At 46.2% G+C, this 22,885-nt stretch carries 7 protein-coding genes; all 7 read right to left on the bottom strand.

Going from position 1 to position 22,885, the window contains the following annotated elements; translation table 11 throughout:
* Positions 1-132: 132 nt before the first annotated feature.
* The 7 genes from N39L_RS32950 to N39L_RS32920 all read right to left on the bottom strand — a co-directional run bounded on the left by N39L_RS32950 (position 133) and on the right by N39L_RS32920 (position 22,122).
* On the bottom strand, positions 133-14,376 hold the full coding sequence (locus tag N39L_RS32950; RefSeq protein ID WP_014277547.1) for a hypothetical protein: 14,244 nt from the start codon (positions 14,374-14,376) through the stop codon (positions 133-135).
* A gap of 54 nt (positions 14,377-14,430) precedes the next feature.
* A complete protein-coding gene (locus N39L_RS32945; protein ID WP_006617737.1) occupies positions 14,431-14,952 on the bottom strand; it encodes a phage tail protein in 522 nt (173 codons plus the stop codon).
* A gap of 65 nt (positions 14,953-15,017) precedes the next feature.
* Positions 15,018-15,236 carry a hypothetical protein gene (locus N39L_RS32940; RefSeq protein ID WP_006617736.1) on the bottom strand — a complete coding sequence of 73 codons (219 nt, stop codon included), beginning with the start codon at positions 15,234-15,236 and terminating at the stop codon, positions 15,018-15,020.
* 11 nt (positions 15,237-15,247) lie between these two features.
* Positions 15,248-17,686 carry a substrate-binding domain-containing protein gene (locus N39L_RS32935; protein ID WP_014277546.1) on the bottom strand — a complete coding sequence of 813 codons (2,439 nt, stop codon included), beginning with the start codon at positions 17,684-17,686 and terminating at the stop codon, positions 15,248-15,250.
* 63 nt (positions 17,687-17,749) lie between these two features.
* Positions 17,750-18,808 (bottom strand): type III secretion system chaperone family protein, encoded by a 1,059-nt coding sequence (locus N39L_RS32930; protein WP_014277545.1) that lies wholly within the window; start codon positions 18,806-18,808, stop codon positions 17,750-17,752.
* A 15-nt stretch (positions 18,809-18,823) separates the two neighbouring features.
* The gene (locus N39L_RS32925) at positions 18,824-20,761 is read right to left on the bottom strand and encodes an ATP-binding protein (RefSeq protein WP_006617733.1); all 1,938 of its coding nucleotides are present in this window, start codon (positions 20,759-20,761) and stop codon (positions 18,824-18,826) included.
* A 32-nt stretch (positions 20,762-20,793) separates the two neighbouring features.
* Positions 20,794-22,122, bottom strand: coding sequence for a Pvc16 family protein (locus N39L_RS32920; RefSeq protein WP_006617732.1), 1,329 nt, complete (start codon positions 22,120-22,122; stop codon positions 20,794-20,796).
* Positions 22,123-22,885 lie beyond the last annotated feature (763 nt).

Genomic DNA, 22,885 nt, shown 5'->3' with positions numbered 1-22,885 from the left:
TATCATCAGTCTTTATGCCTGTAATTAGGTATATTTTTTATGATAAATAATTCCACTATACCACTATTATTGATTAATTACATAAAAATTTAACTTTTCTTTATATTTTCATCAATCCTTAAATATCTTGAATTACCACGGAAAACGTCCAGAAGACCTATGGGAACCATAACGCTCTCTTTCCACTTGAAATCGCTGACAAATAAATCTATATATTTCTATAGCTAGTGCTTCTAGTTGTTCAGATGTTACAACTTCTTCTTCTGATTTAGATTCTGGTTGATTATGGTCATCATCAGTTGTGGCTTTGGCTTTTATATTTTCCTCTAATTCATAAATATCTTGCTCCCTTAATGATTCGACTTGCTGAGACTTTTGGGATGAAATTGTCTGCTTTAATCTGGCTCTATCTTGAATAGTTTTTTGCATAATTTCTTTGATATTAGATGGTTTATTGTAAAATTGAGAAGACAAAATATTACCCTTGGAACTTACCTGAAGACTATCTGGAATATATGGATTTTGCGGGAAACTAACATTTGTATTTTGGTTATTTTTGAATTGATTTAACCTGGAATTTTTTTGATTATTTATGTTGTGAATATTGTATGGATTGTGAGAGACTAAATTTTTCTCGTTAAAATCACTATTTTTGGGGTTATTTTTATTAAAATTTTGATGATTTGAAGCCTCATTATTTTTTGTTATAAATTTATTTTTAAAAAATCTTTGAATTTCGGGAATATTGCCATTTAAAAGCATTTCTTTAACCGTTATATTTCTAGTAGAAATACTTGATAATAATTCAGCTTCTCGTTGAATAGATGATGAATCATTTTCAGATATCCCATCATTTACATCTCCCGAATCCGAGGTTTCCGATGGTCTCTGAATGGGAGATGAATCCGAAGTTTCGGAAAGTCGTTGAATTGAGGGGGAATCATCAGAGGCGATCGCATTATTTACATCTCCCGAATCGGAAGTTTCCGAGAGTCTCTGAATTGGAGATGAATCTGAGGTTTCCGAGAGTCGTTGAATTGAGGGTAAATCATGAGAGGCGATCGCATTATTTACATCTCCCCAATCTGAGGTTTCGGGGAGTCTCTGAATTGAGGGGGAATCGTGAGTAGAGGCGATCGCATTATTGACATCTCCCAAATCGGAAGTTTCGGGGAGTTTCTGAATGGGAGGGGATGAATCCGAGGTTTCGGGGAGTTTCTGAATTGTAGATGAATCTGAGGTTTCCGAGATTCGTTGAATTAAGGGGGAATCATTAGAGGCGATCGCATTATTTACATCTCCTAAATCGGAAGTTTCCGATAACCTCTGAATTGAAGGTGAATCATGATTAGAGGCGATCGCATTATTTATATCTCCCGAATCCGAGGTTTCCGAGAGTCTCTGAATTGAGGGTGAATCATGAGTAGAGGCGATCGCATTATTTACGTCTCCCGAATCTGAGGTTTCCGAGAGTCTTTGAATTGTGGAATCATCAGAAGCGATCGCATTATTTATATCTCCCGAATCTGAGGTTTCCGAGAGTCGTTGAATTGAGGGGGAATCGTGAGTAGAGGCGATCGCATTATTTACATCTCCCGAATCTGAGGTTTCCGAGAGTCTCTGAATGGGAGACGAATCTGAGGTTTCCGAGAGTCGTTGAATTGAGGGGGAATCGTGAGAGGCGATCGCATTATTTACGTCTCCCGAATCTGAGGTTTCCGAGAGTCTCTGAATGGGAGACGAATCTGAGGTTTCCGAGAGTCGTTGAATTGAGGGGGAATCGTGAGAGGCGATCGCATTATTTACGTCTCCCAAATCGGAAGTTTCCGAGAGTCTCTGAATGGGAGGAGATGAATCTGAGGTTTCCGAAAGTCTTTGAATTGAGGGGGAATCGTGAGTAGAGGCGATCGCATTATTTACGTCTCCCAAATCGGAAGTTTCCGAGATTCGTTGAATTGAGGGGGAATCGTGAGAGGCGATCGCATTATTTACGTCTCCCGAATCTGAGGTTTCCGAGATTCGTTGAATTGAAGGGGAATCATCAGAGGCGATCGCATTATTGACACCCACCGAATCCGAGGTTTCCGAGAGTCTTTGAATTGTGGAATCATCAGAAGCGATCGCATCATTTACATCTCCTGAATCCGAGATTTCCGAGAGTCGTTGAATTGAAGGGGAATCATCAGAGGCGATCGCATTATTTACGTCTCCCGAATCTGAGGTTTCCGAGATTCGTTGAATTGAGGGTGAATCGTGAGTAGAGGCGATCGCATTATTGACATCTCCCAAATCGGAAGTTTCGGGGAGTTTCTGAATGGGAGGGGATGAATCCGAGGTTTCGGGGAGTTTCTGAATTGTAGATGAATCTGAGGTTTCCGAGATTCGTTGAATTAAGGGGGAATCATTAGAGGCGATCGCATTATTTACATCTCCTAAATCGGAAGTTTCCGATAACCTCTGAATTGAAGGTGAATCATGATTAGAGGCGATCGCATTATTTATATCTCCCGAATCCGAGGTTTCCGAGAGTCTCTGAATTGAGGGTGAATCATGAGTAGAGGCGATCGCATTATTTACATCTCCCGAATCTGAGGTTTCCGAGAGTCGTTGAATTGGGGATGAATCTGAGGTTTCGGAGAATCTCTGAATTGGGGATGAATCCGAGGTTTCCGAGAGTCTCTGAATTGAGGGGGAATCGTGAGTAGAGGCGATCGCATTATTTACATCTCCCGAATCGGAAGTTTCCGAGATTCGTTGAATTGAGGGTGAATCGTGAGTAGAGGCGATCGCATTATTTACGTCTCCCAAATCGGAAGTTTCCGAGATTCGTTGAATTGAGGGGGAATCGTGAGAGGCGATCGCATTATTTACGTCTCCCGAATCTGAGGTTTCCGAGATTCGTTGAATTGAAGGGGAATCATCAGAGGCGATCGCATTATTGACACCCACCGAATCCGAGGTTTCCGAGAGTCTTTGAATTGTGGAATCATCAGAAGCGATCGCATCATTTACATCTCCTGAATCCGAGATTTCCGAGAGTCGTTGAATTGAAGGGGAATCATCAGAGGCGATCGCATTATTTACGTCTCCCGAATCTGAGGTTTCCGAGATTCGTTGAATTGAGGGTGAATCGTGAGTAGAGGCGATCGCATTATTGACATCTCCCAAATCGGAAGTTTCGGGGAGTTTCTGAATGGGAGGGGATGAATCCGAGGTTTCGGGGAGTTTCTGAATTGTAGATGAATCTGAGGTTTCCGAGATTCGTTGAATTAAGGGGGAATCATTAGAGGCGATCGCATTATTTACATCTCCTAAATCGGAAGTTTCCGATAACCTCTGAATTGAAGGTGAATCATGATTAGAGGCGATCGCATTATTTATATCTCCCGAATCCGAGGTTTCCGAGAGTCTCTGAATTGAGGGTGAATCATGAGTAGAGGCGATCGCATTATTTACATCTCCCGAATCTGAGGTTTCCGAGAGTCGTTGAATTGGGGATGAATCTGAGGTTTCGGAGAATCTCTGAATTGGGGATGAATCCGAGGTTTCCGAGAGTCTCTGAATTGAGGGGGAATCGTGAGTAGAGGCGATCGCATTATTTACATCTCCCGAATCTGAGGTTTCCGAGAGTCGTTGAATTGGGGATGAATCTGAGGTTTCGGAGAATCTCTGAATTGGGGATGAATCCGAGGTTTCCGAGAGTCTCTGAATTGAGGGGGAATCGTGAGTAGAGGCGATCGCATTATTGACACCCACCGAATCCGAGGTTTCCGAGAGTCTTTGAATTGTGGAATCATCAGAAGCGATCGCATTATTTACATCTCCCGAATCGGAAGTTTCCGAGATTCGTTGAATTGAGGGGGAATCGTAAGTAGAGGCGATCGCATTATTTACATCTCCCGAATCTGAGGTTTCCGAGAGTCTCTGAATGGGAGACGAATCTGAGGTTTCCGAGAGTCGTTGAATTGAGGGGGAATCGTGAGTAGAGGCGATCGCATTATTTACATCTCCCGAATCTGAGGTTTCCGAGAGTCTCTGAATGGGAGACGAATCTGAGGTTTCCGAGAGTCGTTGAATTGAGGGGGAATCGTGAGAGGCGATCGCATTATTTACATCTCCCAAATCGGAAGTTTCCGAGAGTCTCTGAATGGGAGGAGATGAATCTGAGGTTTCCGAGAGTCTCTGAATTGAGGGGGAATCGTGAGTAGAGGCGATCGCATTATTTACGTCTCCCGAATCTGAGGTTTCCGAGAGTCTTTGAATTGTGGAATCATCAGAAGCGATCGCATTATTTATATCTCCCGAATCTGAGGTTTCCGAGAGTCGTTGAATTGAGGGGGAATCGTGAGTAGAGGCGATCGCATTATTTACATCTCCCAAATCGGAAGTTTCCGAGAGTCTCTGAATGGGAGGAGATGAATCTGAGGTTTCCGAGAGTCTCTGAATTGAGGGGGAATCGTGAGTAGAGGCGATCGCATTATTGACACCCACCGAATCCGAGGTTTCCGAGAGTCTTTGAATTGTGGAATCATCAGAAGCGATCGCATTATTTACATCTCCCGAATCGGAAGTTTCCGAGATTCGTTGAATTGAGGGGGAATCGTAAGTAGAGGCGATCGCATTATTTACATCTCCCGAATCTGAGGTTTCCGAGAGTCGTTGAATTGGGGATGAATCTGAGGTTTCGGAGAATCTCTGAATTGGGGATGAATCCGAGGTTTCCGAGAGTCTCTGAATTGAGGGGGAATCGTGAGTAGAGGCGATCGCATTATTTACGTCTCCTGAATCCGAGATTTCGGAGAGTCTCTGAATTGGAGATGAATCTGAGGTTTCCGAGATTCGTTGAATTGAAGGGGAATCATGAGTAGAGGCGATCGCATTATTTATATCTCCCGAATCCGAGGTTTCCGAGAGTCTCTGAATTGAGGGTGAATCATCAGAGGCGATCGCATTATTTACATCTCCCGAATCGGAAGTTTCCGAGATTCGTTGAATTGAGGGGGAATCGTAAGTAGAGGCGATCGCATTATTTACATCTCCCGAATCTGAGGTTTCCGAGAGTCGTTGAATTGGGGATGAATCTGAGGTTTCGGAGAATCTCTGAATTGGGGATGAATCCGAGGTTTCCGAGAGTCTCTGAATTGAGGGGGAATCGTGAGTAGAGGCGATCGCATTATTTACGTCTCCTGAATCCGAGATTTCGGAGAGTCTCTGAATTGGAGATGAATCTGAGGTTTCCGAGATTCGTTGAATTGAAGGGGAATCATGAGTAGAGGCGATCGCATTATTTATATCTCCCGAATCCGAGGTTTCCGAGAGTCTCTGAATTGAGGGTGAATCATCAGAGGCGATCGCATTATTTACATCTCCCGAATCGGAAGTTTCCGAGATTCGTTGAATTGAGGGGGAATCGTGAGAGGCGATCGCATTATTTACGTCTCCCAAATCGGAAGTTTCCGAGAGTCTCTGAATGGGAGGAGATGAATCTGAGGTTTCCGAAAGTCTTTGAATTGAGGGGGAATCGTGAGTAGAGGCGATCGCATTATTGACACCCACCGAATCCGAGGTTTCCGAGAGTCTTTGAATTGTGGAATCATCAGAAGCGATCGCATTATTTACATCTCCCGAATCGGAAGTTTCCGAGATTCGTTGAATTGAGGGGGAATCGTAAGTAGAGGCGATCGCATTATTTACATCTCCCGAATCTGAGGTTTCCGAGAGTCGTTGAATTGGGGATGAATCTGAGGTTTCGGAGAATCTCTGAATTGGGGATGAATCCGAGGTTTCCGAGAGTCTCTGAATTGAGGGGGAATCGTGAGTAGAGGCGATCGCATTATTTACGTCTCCTGAATCCGAGATTTCGGAGAGTCTCTGAATTGGAGATGAATCTGAGGTTTCCGAGATTCGTTGAATTGAAGGGGAATCATGAGTAGAGGCGATCGCATTATTTATATCTCCCGAATCCGAGGTTTCCGAGAGTCTCTGAATTGAGGGTGAATCATCAGAGGCGATCGCATTATTTACATCTCCCAAATCGGAAGTTTCCGAGAGTCTCTGAATGGGAGGAGATGAATCTGAGGTTTCCGAGAGTCTCTGAATTGAGGGGGAATCGTGAGTAGAGGCGATCGCATTATTGACACCCACCGAATCCGAGGTTTCCGAGAGTCTTTGAATTGTGGAATCATCAGAAGCGATCGCATTATTTACATCTCCCGAATCGGAAGTTTCCGAGATTCGTTGAATTGTGGAATCATCAGAAGCGATCGCATTATTTACATCTCCCGAATCGGAAGTTTCCGAGATTCGTTGAATTGAGGGGGAATCGTAAGTAGAGGCGATCGCATTATTTACATCTCCCGAATCTGAGGTTTCCGAGAGTCTCTGAATGGGAGACGAATCTGAGGTTTCCGAGAGTCGTTGAATTGAGGGGGAATCGTGAGAGGCGATCGCATTATTTACATCTCCCAAATCGGAAGTTTCCGAGAGTCTCTGAATGGGAGGAGATGAATCTGAGGTTTCCGAGAGTCTCTGAATTGAGGGGGAATCGTGAGTAGAGGCGATCGCATTATTTACGTCTCCCGAATCTGAGGTTTCCGAGAGTCTTTGAATTGTGGAATCATCAGAAGCGATCGCATTATTTATATCTCCCGAATCTGAGGTTTCCGAGAGTCGTTGAATTGAGGGGGAATCGTGAGTAGAGGCGATCGCATTATTTACATCTCCCGAATCTGAGGTTTCCGAGAGTCTCTGAATGGGAGACGAATCTGAGGTTTCCGAGAGTCGTTGAATTGAGGGGGAATCGTGAGAGGCGATCGCATTATTTACGTCTCCCGAATCTGAGGTTTCCGAGAGTCTCTGAATGGGAGACGAATCTGAGGTTTCCGAGAGTCGTTGAATTGAGGGGGAATCGTGAGAGGCGATCGCATTATTTACGTCTCCCAAATCGGAAGTTTCCGAGAGTCTCTGAATGGGAGGAGATGAATCTGAGGTTTCCGAAAGTCTTTGAATTGAGGGGGAATCGTGAGTAGAGGCGATCGCATTATTGACACCCACCGAATCCGAGGTTTCCGAGAGTCTTTGAATTGTGGAATCATCAGAAGCGATCGCATTATTTACATCTCCCGAATCTGAGGTTTCCGAGAGTCGTTGAATTGAGGGGGAATCGTGAGTAGAGGCGATCGCATTATTTACGTCTCCCGAATCTGAGGTTTCCGAGAGTCTTTGAATTGTGGAATCATCAGAAGCGATCGCATTATTTATATCTCCCGAATCTGAGGTTTCCGAGAGTCGTTGAATTGAGGGGGAATCGTGAGTAGAGGCGATCGCATTATTTACGTCTCCCGAATCTGAGGTTTCCGAGAGTCTCTGAATGGGAGACGAATCTGAGGTTTCCGAGAGTCGTTGAATTGAGGGGGAATCGTGAGAGGCGATCGCATTATTTACGTCTCCCAAATCGGAAGTTTCCGAGAGTCTCTGAATGGGAGGAGATGAATCTGAGGTTTCCGAAAGTCTTTGAATTGAGGGGGAATCGTGAGTAGAGGCGATCGCATTATTGACACCCACCGAATCCGAGGTTTCCGAGAGTCTTTGAATTGTGGAATCATCAGAAGCGATCGCATTATTTACATCTCCCGAATCTGAGGTTTCCGAGAGTCGTTGAATTGAGGGGGAATCGTGAGTAGAGGCGATCGCATTATTTAGATCTCCCGAATCTGAGGTTTCCGAGAGTCGTTGAATTGAGGGGGAATCGTGAGTAGAGGCGATCGCATTATTTACATCTCCCGAATCTGAGGTTTCCGAGAGTCTCTGAATGGGAGACGAATCTGAGGTTTCCGAGAGTCTCTGAATTGAGGGGGAATCGTGAGTAGAGGCGATCGCATTATTTACGTCTCCCGAATCTGAGGTTTCCGAGAGTCTCTGAATTGTGGAATCATCAGAAGCGATCGCATTATTTATATCTCCCGAATCTGAGGTTTCCGAGACTCTCTGAATGGGAGGAGATGAATAATCTGAGGTTTCCGAGAGTCGTTGAATTGAGGGGGAATCATCAGAGGCGATCGCATTATTTACATCTCCCGAATCGGAAGTTTCCGAGATTCGTTGAATTGAGGGGGAATCGTAAGTAGAGGCGATCGCATTATTTACATCTCCCAAATCGGAAGTTTCCGAGAGTCTCTGAATTGAGGGGGAATCGTGAGAGGCGATCGCATTATTGACACCCACCGAATCCGAGGTTTCCGAGAGTCTTTGAATTGTGGAATCATCAGAAGCGATCGCATTATTTACGTCTCCCGAATCTGAGGTTTCCGAGAGTCGTTGAATTGAGGGGGAATCATCAGAGGCGATCGCATTATTTACATCTCCCAAATCGGAAGTTTCCGAGAGTCTCTGAATTGAGGGGGAATCGTGAGAGGCGATCGCATTATTGACACCCACCGAATCCGAGGTTTCCGAGAGTCTTTGAATTGTGGAATCATCAGAAGCGATCGCATTATTTACGTCTCCCGAATCTGAGGTTTCCGAGAGTCGTTGAATTGAGGGGGAATCATCAGAGGCGATCGCATTATTTACGTCTCCCGAATCGGAAGTTTCCGAGAGTCTCTGAATTGAAGGGGAATCATCAGAGGCGATCGCATTATTTACGTCTCCCGAATCGGAAGTTTCCGAGAGTCTCTGAATTGAAGAGGAATCATCAGAGGCGATCGCATTATTTATATCTCCCGAATCCGAGGTTTCCGAGAGTCTCTGAATTGAGGGTGAATCATCAGAGGCGATCGCATTATTTACATCTCCCGAATCTGAGGTTTCCGAGAGTCTCTGAATGGGAGACGAATCTGAGGTTTCCGAGAGTCGTTGAATTGAGGGGGAATCGTGAGAGGCGATCGCATTATTTACGTCTCCCGAATCGGAAGTTTCCGAGAGTCTCTGAATTGAAGGGGAATCATCAGAGGCGATCGCATTATTTACGTCTCCCGAATCTGAGGTTTCCGAGATTCGTTGAATTGAAGGGGAATCATCAGAGGCGATCGCATTATTTATATCTCCCGAATCCGAGGTTTCCGAGAGTCTCTGAATTGAGGGTGAATCATCAGAGGCGATCGCATTATTTACGTCTCCCGAATCGGAAGTTTCCGAGAGTCTCTGAATTGAAGGGGAATCATCAGAGGCGATCGCATTATTTACGTCTCCCGAATCTGAGGTTTCCGAGATTCGTTGAATTGAAGGGGAATCATCAGAGGCGATCGCATTATTTATATCTCCCGAATCCGAGGTTTCCGAGAGTCTCTGAATTGAGGGTGAATCATCAGAGGCGATCGCATTATTTATATCTCCCGAATCCGAGGTTTCCGAGAGTCTCTGAATTGAGGGTGAATCATCAGAGGCGATCGCATTATTTACATCTCCCAAATCGGAAGTTTCCGAGAGTCTCTGAATGGGAGGAGATGAATCTGAGGTTTCCGAGAGTCTCTGAATTGAGGGGGAATCGTGAGTAGAGGCGATCGCATTATTGACACCCACCGAATCCGAGGTTTCCGAGAGTCTTTGAATTGTGGAATCATCAGAAGCGATCGCATTATTTATATCTCCCGAATCTGAGGTTTCCGAGACTCTCTGAATGGGAGGAGATGAATAATCTGAGGTTTCCGAGAGTCGTTGAATTGAGGGGGAATCATCAGAGGCGATCGCATTATTTACATCTCCCAAATCGGAAGTTTCCGAGAGTCTCTGAATTGAGGGGGAATCGTGAGAGGCGATCGCATTATTTACATCTCCCAAATCGGAAGTTTCCGAGAGTCTCTGAATTGAGGGGGAATCGTGAGAGGCGATCGCATTATTGACACCCACCGAATCCGAGGTTTCCGAGAGTCTTTGAATTGTGGAATCATCAGAAGCGATCGCATTATTTACGTCTCCCGAATCTGAGGTTTCCGAGAGTCGTTGAATTGAGGGGGAATCATCAGAGGCGATCGCATTATTTACGTCTCCCGAATCGGAAGTTTCCGAGAGTCTCTGAATTGAAGGGGAATCATCAGAGGCGATCGCATTATTTACGTCTCCCGAATCGGAAGTTTCCGAGAGTCTCTGAATTGAAGGGGAATCATCAGAGGCGATCGCATTATTGACACCCACCGAATCCGAGGTTTCCGAGAGTCTTTGAATTGTGGAATCATCAGAGGCGATCGCATTATTTACGTCTCCCGAATCGGAAGTTTCCGAGAGTCTCTGAATTGAAGGGGAATCATCAGAGGCGATCGCATTATTGACACCCACCGAATCCGAGGTTTCCGAGAGTCTTTGAATTGTGGAATCATCAGAAGCGATCGCATTATTTATATCTCCCGAATCCGAGGTTTCCGAGAGTCTCTGAATTGAGGGTGAATCATCAGAGGCGATCGCATTATTTACATCTCCCGAATCTGAGGTTTCCGAGAGTCTCTGAATGGGAGACGAATCTGAGGTTTCCGAGAGTCGTTGAATTGAGGGGGAATCGTGAGAGGCGATCGCATTATTTACGTCTCCCGAATCGGAAGTTTCCGAGAGTCTCTGAATTGAAGGGGAATCATCAGAGGCGATCGCATTATTTACGTCTCCTGAATCCGAGATTTCGGAGAGTCTCTGAATTGGAGATGAATCTGAGGTTTCCGAGATTCGTTGAATTGAAGGGGAATCATGAGTAGAGGCGATCGCATTATTTATATCTCCCGAATCTGAGGTTTCCGAGAGTCTCTGAATTGAGGGTGAATCGTGAGTAGAGGCGATCGCATTATTTACGTCTCCCGAATCTGAGGTTTCCGAGAGTCTCTGAATGGGAGACGAATCTGAGGTTTCCGAGAGTCGTTGAATTGAGGGGGAATCGTGAGAGGCGATCGCATTATTTACGTCTCCCAAATCGGAAGTTTCCGAGAGTCTCTGAATGGGAGGAGATGAATCTGAGGTTTCCGAGAGTCGTTGAATTGAGGGGGAATCGTGAGTAGAGGCGATCGCATTATTTACATCTCCCGAATCTGAGGTTTCCGAGAGTCGTTGAATTGAAGGGGAATCATCAGAGGCGATCGCATTATTTACATCTCCCGAATCGGAAGTTTCCGAGATTCGTTGAATTGAGGGTGAATCGTGAGTAGAGGCGATCGCATTATTTACGTCTCCCGAATCTGAGGTTTCCGAGAGTCTCTGAATTGAGGGGGAATCGTAAGTAGAGGCGATCGCATTATTTACATCTCCCGAATCGGAAGTTTCCGAGATTCGTTGAATTGAGGGGGAATCGTAAGTAGAGGCGATCGCATTATTTACATCTCCCGAATCTGAGGTTTCCGAGAGTCTCTGAATGGGAGACGAATCTGAGGTTTCCGAGAGTCGTTGAATTGAGGGGGAATCGTGAGTAGAGGCGATCGCATTATTTACATCTCCCAAATCGGAAGTTTCCGAGAGTCTCTGAATTGAGGGGGAATCGTGAGAGGCGATCGCATTATTTACGTCTCCCGAATCTGAGGTTTCCGAGAGTCTCTGAATTGAAGGGGAATCATCAGAGGCGATCGCATTATTTACGTCTCCCGAATCTGAGGTTTCCGAGATTCGTTGAATTGAGGGTGAATCGTGAGTAGAGGCGATCGCATTATTTACGTCTCCCGAATCTGAGGTTTCCGAGATTCGTTGAATTGAGGGTGAATCGTGAGTAGAGGCGATCGCATTATTTATATCTCCCGAATCCGAGGTTTCCGAGAGTCTCTGAATTGAGGGTGAATCATCAGAGGCGATCGCATTATTTACATCTCCCGAATCTGAGGTTTCCGAGAGTCTCTGAATGGGAGACGAATCTGAGGTTTCCGAGAGTCGTTGAATTGAGGGGGAATCGTGAGAGGCGATCGCATTATTTACGTCTCCCGAATCGGAAGTTTCCGAGAGTCTCTGAATTGAAGGGGAATCATCAGAGGCGATCGCATTATTTACGTCTCCCGAATCTGAGGTTTCCGAGAGTCTCTGAATTGAAGGGGAATCATCAGAGGCGATCGCATTATTTACATCTCCCGAATCTGAGGTTTCCGAGAGTCGTTGAATTGGGGATGAATCTGAGGTTTCGGAGAATCTCTGAATTGGGGATGAATCCGAGGTTTCCGAGAGTCTCTGAATTGAGGGGGAATCGTGAGTAGAGGCGATCGCATTATTTACGTCTCCTGAATCCGAGATTTCGGAGAGTCTCTGAATTGGAGATGAATCTGAGGTTTCCGAGAGTCTCTGAATTGAGGGGGAATCGTGAGTAGAGGCGATCGCATTATTGACACCCACCGAATCTGAGGTTTCCGAGAGTCTTTGAATTGTGGAATCATCAGAAGCGATCGCATTATTTATATCTCCCGAATCTGAGGTTTCCGAGAGTCGTTGAATTGAGGGGGAATCGTGAGTAGAGGCGATCGCATTATTTACATCTCCCGAATCTGAGGTTTCCGAGAGTCTCTGAATGGGAGACGAATCTGAGGTTTCCGAGAGTCTCTGAATTGAGGGGGAATCGTGAGTAGAGGCGATCGCATTATTTACGTCTCCCGAATCTGAGGTTTCCGAGAGTCTCTGAATTGTGGAATCATCAGAAGCGATCGCATTATTTATATCTCCCGAATCTGAGGTTTCCGAGACTCTCTGAATGGGAGGAGATGAATAATCTGAGGTTTCCGAGAGTCGTTGAATTGAGGGGGAATCATCAGAGGCGATCGCATTATTTACATCTCCCAAATCGGAAGTTTCCGAGAGTCTCTGAATTGAGGGGGAATCGTGAGAGGCGATCGCATTATTTACATCTCCCAAATCGGAAGTTTCCGAGAGTCTCTGAATTGAGGGGGAATCGTGAGAGGCGATCGCATTATTGACACCCACCGAATCCGAGGTTTCCGAGAGTCTTTGAATTGTGGAATCATCAGAAGCGATCGCATTATTTACGTCTCCCAAATCCGAGGTTTCGGAGATTCTCTGAATTGAGGGTGAATCATCAGAGGCGATCGCATTATTTACGTCTCCCAAATCCGAGGTTTCGGAGATTCTCTGAATTGGAGATGAATCTGAGGTTTCCGAGAGTCTCTGAATGGGAGATGAATCTGAGGTTTCCGAGAGTCGTTGAATTGAGGGTGAATCGTGAGTAGAGGCGATCGCATTATTTATATCTCCCGAATCCGAGATTTCCGAGAGTCTCTGAATTGGAGATGAATCTGAGGTTTCCGAGAGTCGCTGAATTGAAGGGGAATCATCAGAGGCGATCGCATCATTTCTATCTCCCCAATCGGAAGTTTCCGAGAGTCTCTGAATTGAAGGGGAATCATCAGAGGCGATCGCATTATTTACGTCTCCCGAATCTGAGGTTTCCGAGATTCGTTGAATTGAAGGGGAATCATCAGAGGCGATCGCATTATTTAGATCTCCCGAATCTGAGGTTTCCGAGAGTCTCTGAATTGAAGGGGAATCATTAGAGGCGATCGCATTATTTACGTCTCCCGAATCTGAGGTTTCCGAGATTCGTTGAATTGAAGGGGAATCATCAGAGGCGATCGCATTATTTATATCTCCCGAATCCGAGGTTTCCGAGAGTCTCTGAATTGAAGGGGAATCATTAGAGGCGATCGCATTATTTATATCTCCCGAATCCGAGATTTCCGAGAGTCTCTGAATTGGAGATGAATCTGAGGTTTCCGAGAGTCGCTGAATTGAAGGGGAATCATTAGAGGCGATCGCATCATTTATATCTCCCGAATCCGAGGTTTCTGAGAGTCGTTGAATTGGGGATATGTCGGAAATAGGTTCAGAAGTTGAAGATTCGTATTGTCTTTGTATAGATTCAGAATGATGGGATTTCGATCTTTCTTGGCTTTCGGGGTATTTAGGAGGATAAAATCGGTTTGATTTTGGAGATACATAATCCCCTAATATGCTTCTAAATATGGTTGACTTGGAGGGTTGTGATTGTTGATAATTAACTTTTGTTTGGTCTTGATTTATATTGTCTAAGTCCTCAAATGGTGCATCTAATTCCCTTCTAATTGCAGATGATTCTGATGTGGGAATAGGAGATATTTCTGTGGGTTTAGGAATCGATTCTATTTCACTATTGCCAGAAAAATCAACATCATTCAGTGGCTTTTCTTGGATAATGTTTCGATTACCTAAGTCAGGTTTTGACTCTAATAGAAAAGGACTATCCCAATCAGAAAACCTTTGTAATTCTACTCCTTTACTAGAAAATAAAGATAAATCTAAAACTGAGATAGATCGTGCCCCTATAGGCTGTAAAAATTTCTGTCCTAATGGTATAGGAGAAACTATGGGATTTTTGACCCCTAAAGGTGCTTCTGATGGGGTGTTCGTGGATGAAATTTTATCCGATTTTGTAGACATATACCTTGAGTCAAATTACCACAAAAATTAGTCTGATATTTGATAATTTGTCCTTTAAAAGTATCCAAAACGATCCCGCCTTCTATTGATGGCTACACCTCCCGCACCCTGGGTTTGTGTGGTCACTTGTAACCCTTCATAAGCTAGGGTTAATTCTTCGATCGCTACTGAACTTCCTTCGGCTTGAAATCCTGGTGCTTTCCAAGAAATGGGAATAGCACCAATCAAAGTCCATGCTTGCATAATTTCCCCGGCTTGATTGAACATTAAAATATTGATATTCCGACGATTATATATGGGATTACTCATAGTAGTTATCATCCAATTCCAGAATATTGTACTATTAGTCATTCCCCTTTTTAAGGTGATGTCGTCAAACTCAGCATGACCTATAAATACTCGCTGTTGGTCATTAACTCCTCCTTCTAAATAGGCTTCTTTTTGCAAGGTTACTCCCCAGCCAGAACATTCCGAAAAAGATGCGGAAATTGTGCTTTCCATTTCTACATAAAAGCGATTAGTTGTGATATAATTGTAGCGGGGTGTAAAGGTATTAGTGCTGGGTATGGCTTCCATAATTTACTCGGATATATGTTAACAATTTATGAACATCATTAAAGATGTAATAAAGATGGAGATTACTATCGTTCACGGCTGATATTAAGTTCAGTAATTAACATTTCGTAAACTCGTTCTTGGATCTGTTGCTTTAGCATCGGGTCGGCGTGAACTTTTTGGGCGATTTTATACATCAAATCTTTGGGATTATGACACTGTATTTGGGCGGGCGCAACTAAACCAATGGGGTGGCTAGGTTGTCCGGGGGGTGGGTGTGGTATTGGGGGTTGGTTAGGGTTCATGATTAAATTGGTTAACGATTTTGGCTAAGGTTTTGTAAAGGAACTAATCCCGTTTTAATGAGCAGATTTTGTGCTTCTTCTGTTTTGAGAATTTCGGCAAATTTCTGCCCTACCGGGGATAAACTGTTATCAAATGAATAAACAACAGCCAGAGAATAGGCTAAGGGATATTGTCCAGTTTGAAATAGCTCAACTGATGGATAGTAGCTACCTTTATCATTGCACAAATCGGTTCCAGGTGTAATAGATTCATTGTTATGGCTTAGGGGTTGTACGGCTGGTCTCAAGCCTTCTACGATCGCCAGAGGGTAGACAGAACACTGCTGAAAAACTTGGCTGAGTGGGCCAAAAGACAGGCTGCCAATTTGTCGTTCTTCAAAATCCTGAAGAACTGTTCTCATCGCTTGAAAAGTGGGGATTTGGCGAATTCTATTGACATTGGTTTCAGTTGTGATAAAATTATCTGAGGAGGGTTTTTGCCACAGTCGCCGAAATTGAGCGATCGCTCGCTCGGTTTGTAGGACTCGTTCTTCAAAAATGCGGATAGCTTCTCCATCGGTGGGGATGTACAATTGCACAGGTAAATCCGGCCCTCCTAACTGTTTCCAGTTGTTAATTTCTCCGGTGTATAGTTGTCGCAATTGCTTAATTGATATTTGTCCGTTTAAATTGTGAGGTAAGGAATTCTGGCGGCGCTGGTAACTAAAGGCGACAAACACGACCAAACCATCATAAGCAAAGGGAATAGCATTTAAGTCTCTGTCTAAGTCCTGAATTAAGCTGGTAATAGCAAAATCTGCCTCTTGGTTGCGAACTTTAGCCAGTGCTTTTTCGGTTGTTGGTTGGGGTTTATAAACCAATTTCAGCATATTTGGGATGCGCTGTTGCAATTCTGACTCTAAGGTTTTCCCTTTTTCTACTAAGTTGCGCTGTCGGATTGAATAATTCCAAACGCCATTTTCCTCAGCAGTGTAGCTAAATGTTCCTTTGGGAATAGCAGCAATATCTTTGATGCAACAGGGAGAAAAACGGTGGTCAGCTAGGACGACATAGGGGCGATATAATAACCGCCAGATACCAATTCCTCCTAAAAAAGCCAGCAGAAGCAGTAGCAGAAGCCACAGCCGGGGAAAAGGGGGTTTTGTATCTTCTGTGTCTAAGACGATCGCTTGATAATTGTCGTCAATTTCAGATAACTTAGGGAGGGCTTCCCGGGCGGCTTTGGCATTTTCAAAGGATATATTGAATCCCAGGAGTCGCAATATAAACTGTTGCAGAGGGAGATAGTTTTCGGGCCAGTCTTCTGGGAATTGGTAGCGGAAGGTCTGCCCTCGGACATCGACGGGGGAGGTTAAATCATGTTGCCAATTTCCTTTTAAAAGGTCAAAGGCGATCGCACCTAAAGCCGTTAAATCGAGCTTAGGATCAGCCTGGGTAACTGTGGTTAACCCGGGCTGAAATGGCTTTTCTGTGAGGGCTAAGTCAGCGATGTAGGCGATAAATTGGGGGCGATGAAACTGATGCTGTTCGATGGGTAAAATCAGAATGGTGTCCAGGCTGAGGTTCCCGTGGGCTACAGATTCGCGAATTTGACCGGAGGGGAGGCGGTATTTCTGGGTGTGGAGGGCTTCCAGGCTTTGCAAAATCTGGTCGAGGAGGTGCAGGACTTGTTGGGGGGTCATAGCACCAAATTGGCGCATATAGGTTCGCAGGGTGGGATAGCTGTTAGAGAGGGTGGGGGTAACGGTGTAGCAGCGGGGTTGGTGGCGGTCGGCGATCGCTTCTGAGGGGACCAGCAGCCGAAAGTCCTGCACCCGACCATCAGCGGGGACTAATCCTGCCACATTTTCAAATACTGTTTTGATCTGCTGTTGTTCCTGTGGGTTAAAGTGACGTTCGGGGAGCAGATATTCTTTAATAATGACCGTTTTATTGTTGTTGGTTTGCACTGCTTGATAAAGGCGACCCAGACCCCGACTACCGATGAAATTGACGATGCGATATCGGCCTTGGTTGCCGATAATTTCGGATTTGGTGGCGAGGAAGGCAGGAAATCCGCATTGTAAACAGGTTAAAACCTGTGTTTCTGCGGTGGTGGATGAGGTAGCCAGGGGGCAGAATAGAGGGTTGCCGTGGGTACAGCGATATTTGGGATAGGGGTTGACGCTGCTGGGGCTGACTTCGGCAAGTTGTGGAGGCGTATCGAGGATTTCGATGTCTGTGTCTTCGGGAATTTCTTCGCCCCGTTTGCGCCGTCGGAGGAGATCTCGGACATCTTCGCGAATGAAAGGTAAAAGCCGAATTACCCACAGGGGGAGAAATCGATAGGCGGAAGCGAAGGCATTATAACCGACCCGTCGGACGCGGTGTTGGGCGGTAGCAACGGTGCTTTCTCGGAGAGCTTTTCCGGTTCGGGTTTTGGGAATTGGGCGCTGAGGGGGTCTTACCATTGCATAAGGCTTCCCAAGAAGCAGGTGTTAGGTAGTCAATTAGGGGGTGAGAAAATAGGGTATTTATTCAGCCTCAACTTGGGCGATCGCATTATCAGGGGATGTACCATTGAGTACGGCAATAATACCTGGCAGGTATTGATCCATCATGGTCACGTTTGTATAAACGAGGGATTCTACTAAAGCCGGGGTAAGGCGATCGCCTTCTACATCGATACTGGTTTTATAACAAACCTCCCCATCGGAATAGTCTAACTCGAAGTTGCCCAGAATTAAACCAGAATTAGCTTTTGTTAATAATTCAGCAATAGCCGATCGCTTTTCGGCAGGAATTGTCAGGGGACAAATCGAGTAAAACAGGAATTGTTGTTCTTCGTCTCTGGCTTGTGCGGAACAACTCCAACGGCCATTGTCGCCAATAAATGCCATCTCTAGGGTAGCTCCCTCGTCCAAGCTAACGTAGTCCCAATCATCTTGGTTAAAAAAGGCCGCCATGATTTGGGAAATGGGGGCAGAAATTGAGGAATCCGAGTCCCCTGTTGGCGGCGCGCCCAATTCCCTGCTAATTTCTTCGAGGGCTTGGCTTCCGGTTGACAAGGCCGTTTTAATTTGCGCCCCTAACTGCTGAAAAGTGTCTTTTCCGGTAGCAACCAGTTGAGCGAGGGTGTCAGGATTTGCCCAATCCCAAAGGGTACGATAGGCGATGGTTTTGTCTAATTGTTGTTGTCGCACTCCCAAACAAAACCAGTTTTCCGTGAATTGGTGAGGTAGGGGTTCTGGTCCGGGTGGTTGTTGTAGGTGATTGATGAGAGTAGCCGTCGTGGTTCCGTCCTGGGTGAGTTGAGGCAGCAAACCCGGTTTGAGCATCAATTCTAACGTTAAATTAGCGTAAGGGTCAAATTGGCGATCGATTAAGGGACTACAAACCTCTGGTTTCAAGTTAAACAATTGTTCTTTTTCAATCAATTGATAGGTATCAAAGGGTACTTCTAGCGTCAGATAAACATTAATATCCTTCCCATCATCCTCAGCAACAATGCCATTCACAGCCAACAATTCGAGGGTTTTTTGTGATGGCAAAATAAACGTTAATTGTTGATTTAAATAAATATCTTTTTTCATATCAATTATTAGTTATTAAACCCAGCCTTTAACTTCACTATCCATCAAAGGTTTTTCCAGTTTCATATATTCACTTTGGGCGGCGGCGAGTAGATGTTTCATCATTACCGGTTCTTCAGCATCAGCAGCCAGAAAAGCGGCGTTAAGGGCGATATTGCGGATATTACCCCCAGAGACACTCAAACGCGCCAATTTCTCAACCGTGAGCCCATCGGTGGGAGTTTCCGAGGGGAAAATACGCCGCCAGATTTCGGCGCGCTGTTTAGCATCGGGAAAGGGGAATTGGACCACAAAACGGATGCGACGGAGAAAAGCGGGGTCGAGGGCACCCTTCATGTTGGTGGTAAGAATAGCTAAACCTCGGTAGGCTTCCATGCGTTGCAGCAGATAACTAACCTCGATGTTAGCATGGCGATCGTGGGAGTCTTTGACCTCGCTGCGCTTACCAAATAGGGCATCAGCTTCATCGAAGAGCAAAATCGCGCCCCCACTTTCGGCAGCATCAAAGACGCGGCGAAGGTTTTTCTCCGTTTCGCCGATATATTTGCTAATGACGGAACTCAGGTCAATTTTGTATAAATCGAGTCGCAGGGCTTGGGCGAGAACTTCCGCCGCCGTGGTTTTCCCGGTGCCACTGGGTCCAGCAAATAGGGCGCTGATACCTAAACCCCGATCGCTTTTTTTACCGAAACCCCAATTTTCGTAAACTTGGGAACGTTGGCGGAGGTGAGCGGCCATTGTTTCCAGAACTTGCATTTGAGCCGACGGGAGAACCAAATCAGCCCAGGTGGCTTTAACTTCGATGCGCTGGGCCATATCTTCCATGCGGGGTCTAGCTTGGAGGCGACAAGCATCCCAAAGGTGGTCAATAAAGGTTTCTGTATCTTCGGGGGAAATTCCCTGGCTGGCGGTAGCCGTACAAACGGCGATAATGGCGGGGGAGGGGAGGTTAAATTGGGCGGTAACTCGTTGTAGGTGGCCGTTGAGGTGTGTAGTACCTTCTCCGAGGTGTTCTTCCCAATACTGGTACTGTTCGGCAGCGCCCGGGCGAGTAACCTCGAAGTTAAGCAGGGGTCGGGTCCGCTGCGGAAGGCGATCGCGAACGGTAATCATCAGGGGGCTACCGATGCGCTCAATCAGTTGCCAGATACCGTCTCCGTGGCGACTCATTTCTACCTGTTCGCAGTCGATAATGAGGGCATAACCTCCCAAAACTGACTCGCGCTCCCATAGTTTTAACATAAGGTTGAACTCTGCGGTGGCGGAAGGAATGCGATCGCCATCCATCAGATAGAGTTCTAGATCTAACTGTTGACAGACCACCTGTGCGATCGCTTGTCGAGTCGCCATATCTTCCCCGCAAATCTGGACAACCGGTAACTGTGACTCCTCGCTAAAGTTCGACCAGGTTTGGGCAATTTTTAGGGCTAGTTGTTGATGGGAGGGGACTAACAGGGAGGGCTCCCCCAGGGATTCTACAATCCCGAATAAGCGTTCATCAAGATGCTGTATCCCGATGAGATAGTGGAGGATGCGTTCATCAATGCGAAGGGGGCTGAGGGTCAAAACCGCACCGCCTCCGACCTCTAGTAAACGCCAGCGACGTAGGGGAGCATTGGGTGTTAGGGCGCTCCAATGGGGGTCATCGAAGATATTGAGGGCGAGGCTAAAGGTCGGATAGGGCTTTTGGGGGTCGCCGTTGGCTTCCGCGCAGAGTAGGGGAAAATCGGCATCGAGTTCCATTCCGGCGCACAGTAGCAGCAAATCTTGTTCAAAGGTAGATAGCCCAAAGGTATCGCACAGTTGCTCTAAGACAGGGGGGATGATGTTTGCTACGGTGGTTTCCGGTCGGGTTTCCCCTAATGATGCCGCTTTGATTCTTTCCTTAATTCGGGTTAAGGCGAGTATGAGAGTTTGTTGGTCGTGGGTGAATGGGCTGTTTGAGTCAGTCATGGTCACGGGGGAAATGGGGAAGGGGGTGCTGTTTAATTTATCGCTACTTTGGGTTGAATGTATTGCTCAAAAGTTGGACTGTCGGGGTTGTCGTCTACAGTCAGCATACTTTCTGCGCCATCAATTTGGACTCGCACTAAATATTCTCCGGGTTTGACTTCCCGAATGGGGATGGAGACGGTAGCCGTGGCGCGAGTAATGGGTGGGGCGGTGAATAGGTAGCCCACGGGATTATCGCTATTGAGGTTGTATTCGTTCATCATCAGGACAATTCGCTGACCGGGGGCGATCGCCAAATTAAGGCTAATGCTGAGGGTTCCCGACCGTGGCTCATCGTCAAATCCATCTAAATCTAGGACTGTGACCGCATCAATGGTAGGGCGCAAGACGAAGGGGGCGACGTTAGATTCCACTTGGGGAACACGGGCGGGAGTTTTACGCCTGGTAGTCGCTGTGGTGGTTCCCCCTACCTGAGACCCATTACGGGGGGGTGCGGGTGGGGCGCTTAGGTGAATGACTTGTAGGCTTTGCACGCCAGCGCGTAGCACTGAGGGGGAAATCAGGCTCAAGGGGAGCCGTAGTTCCCCACTGTTGAGTACTTGGGGGGTTACTTCTACTTGAGCGATGCGGATTTGGGTTAAGACACCAGAGAGATGCTGGCCACGAATGGAGAGGATGCTGTTACTGAAAATGGGTTGATTTTTACCTCCCACGGCGACCACTTGGGTGATGACGGGTTGTTTGGGAAAGACTGTACCGCCTAAAATGCGATCGCGCACAGGTAGGGCGGAACGTCCGGCGATGTCGCTTTCGATGATGATGACAGTCACTTTGTACACCAGGGACAGGGCGTAGGGGGTCTGGAAGAACACAGACCAGATTTTAGAGAGTTCGTCCGTGGAGACAGAGATAAATTCCGAGCGGATTTGTTCGACTTGTTCAGCCAGATCGGAGTCCGCGAGGTAGGTAAAGGTGGGATCGGCGATCGTCGATCGGATGGTGTCCGCACTCAATACTAACTGGTCTTCCAGGGTTTGGACGACGCTACCCAGCAGGCGCTGGGGTTCGAGATCGCCATCATTCCCGTAGAAGGATACCACATAGAATAGGTCGATCGCCGCTTGTCTGCGTCGGGTCATGTCCCCCCGTCGTTGGAAGTTGGGGGTGTCTTGGTTGGTGAGGGCTGGGTTACGTTTGATGTGATACAGGTATAGATTCACACCTGTTTCGGGAATTGACCCGCTCGAACCGTCTGGGCGCACGGTGGTGACTCGCGCTCCGTCCACGTCTCTCTGCACGGCTCGCTGTATAATCCGCTGTAAGGTCGCGGTGGCGGTCGCGACCGCTAGATGATTGCTCATGGCTGATTTGGCCAGTTAAAGGGGTGGGAATGATGGGATGCGCGGATTTATGAGAACTAATCTGATGATCTTCTGATCTTCCATTATTTAATACCACTTTCAGTCTGAGTGCGATCGGATTCAACCGCCAATTTTATATATATTAACAAGAAATTCACAAATATTCACAAAACTTTAATTCACTTAAACAATGGTTGTAAAAATTAGTATATTTGTTATAGGTTTGGCTGTATTATTTTCAACAACTGCAATCGTTGTAGATCAAGCGATTTTGTAGCATCCCCGAAAACTCGGAGGAAGCGACGGGGTTTTGGGTGGCTGTGATTGAGCTAATACAATAAGTAGTAAATAAGTAAAAACTGGACATTACTGGATTGTTGATCTTCCCTAGCTGCCAGGTTTTTTGAATGCTGGCAAAAATTCTTCTGTTGTCAAAGGAGAAGAAAGGTAATGACGCGCTAATTCTTGCAGTTATTGAAGGATGAGGTTTGCCGGCAACTGCTTCGGGGAATAGCCGAAAAAGTGTCGCGTAAATGTGTAGGGTGCGTCAGACCCGGTAAATTATCGGGAAACCCGGTGAAATTCTACCTGACGCTGTAGGGTGCGTCAGACCCGGTAAATTATCGGGAAACCCGGTGAAATTCTACCTGACGCTGTAGGGTGCGTCAGACCCGGTAAATTATCGGGAAACCCGGTGAAATTCTACCTGACGCTGTAGGGTGCGTCAGACCCGGTAAATTATCGGGAAACCCGGTGAAATTCT

The sequence above is a fragment of the Limnospira platensis NIES-39 genome, assembly GCF_026000695.1.
Taxonomy (GTDB): Bacteria; Cyanobacteriota; Cyanobacteriia; order Cyanobacteriales; family Microcoleaceae; genus Limnospira; species Limnospira platensis.
The sequence above is the reverse complement of the archived record's forward strand: the minus strand, read 5'-3'. Positions and strand labels throughout refer to the sequence as shown.

Bases quoted from the DNA above. Each gene is read 5' to 3' on its own strand.
- N39L_RS32950 (WP_014277547.1), bottom strand. From the start codon at position 14,376: ATGTCTACAAAATCGGATAAAATTTCATCCACGAACACCCCATCAGAA.
- N39L_RS32945 (WP_006617737.1), bottom strand. From the start codon at position 14,952: ATGGAAGCCATACCCAGCACTAATACCTTTACACCCCGCTACAATTAT.
- N39L_RS32940 (WP_006617736.1), bottom strand. From the start codon at position 15,236: ATGAACCCTAACCAACCCCCAATACCACACCCACCCCCCGGACAACCT.
- N39L_RS32935 (WP_014277546.1), bottom strand. From the start codon at position 17,686: ATGGTAAGACCCCCTCAGCGCCCAATTCCCAAAACCCGAACCGGAAAA.
- N39L_RS32930 (WP_014277545.1), bottom strand. From the start codon at position 18,808: ATGAAAAAAGATATTTATTTAAATCAACAATTAACGTTTATTTTGCCA.
- N39L_RS32925 (WP_006617733.1), bottom strand. From the start codon at position 20,761: ATGACTGACTCAAACAGCCCATTCACCCACGACCAACAAACTCTCATA.
- N39L_RS32920 (WP_006617732.1), bottom strand. From the start codon at position 22,122: ATGAGCAATCATCTAGCGGTCGCGACCGCCACCGCGACCTTACAGCGG.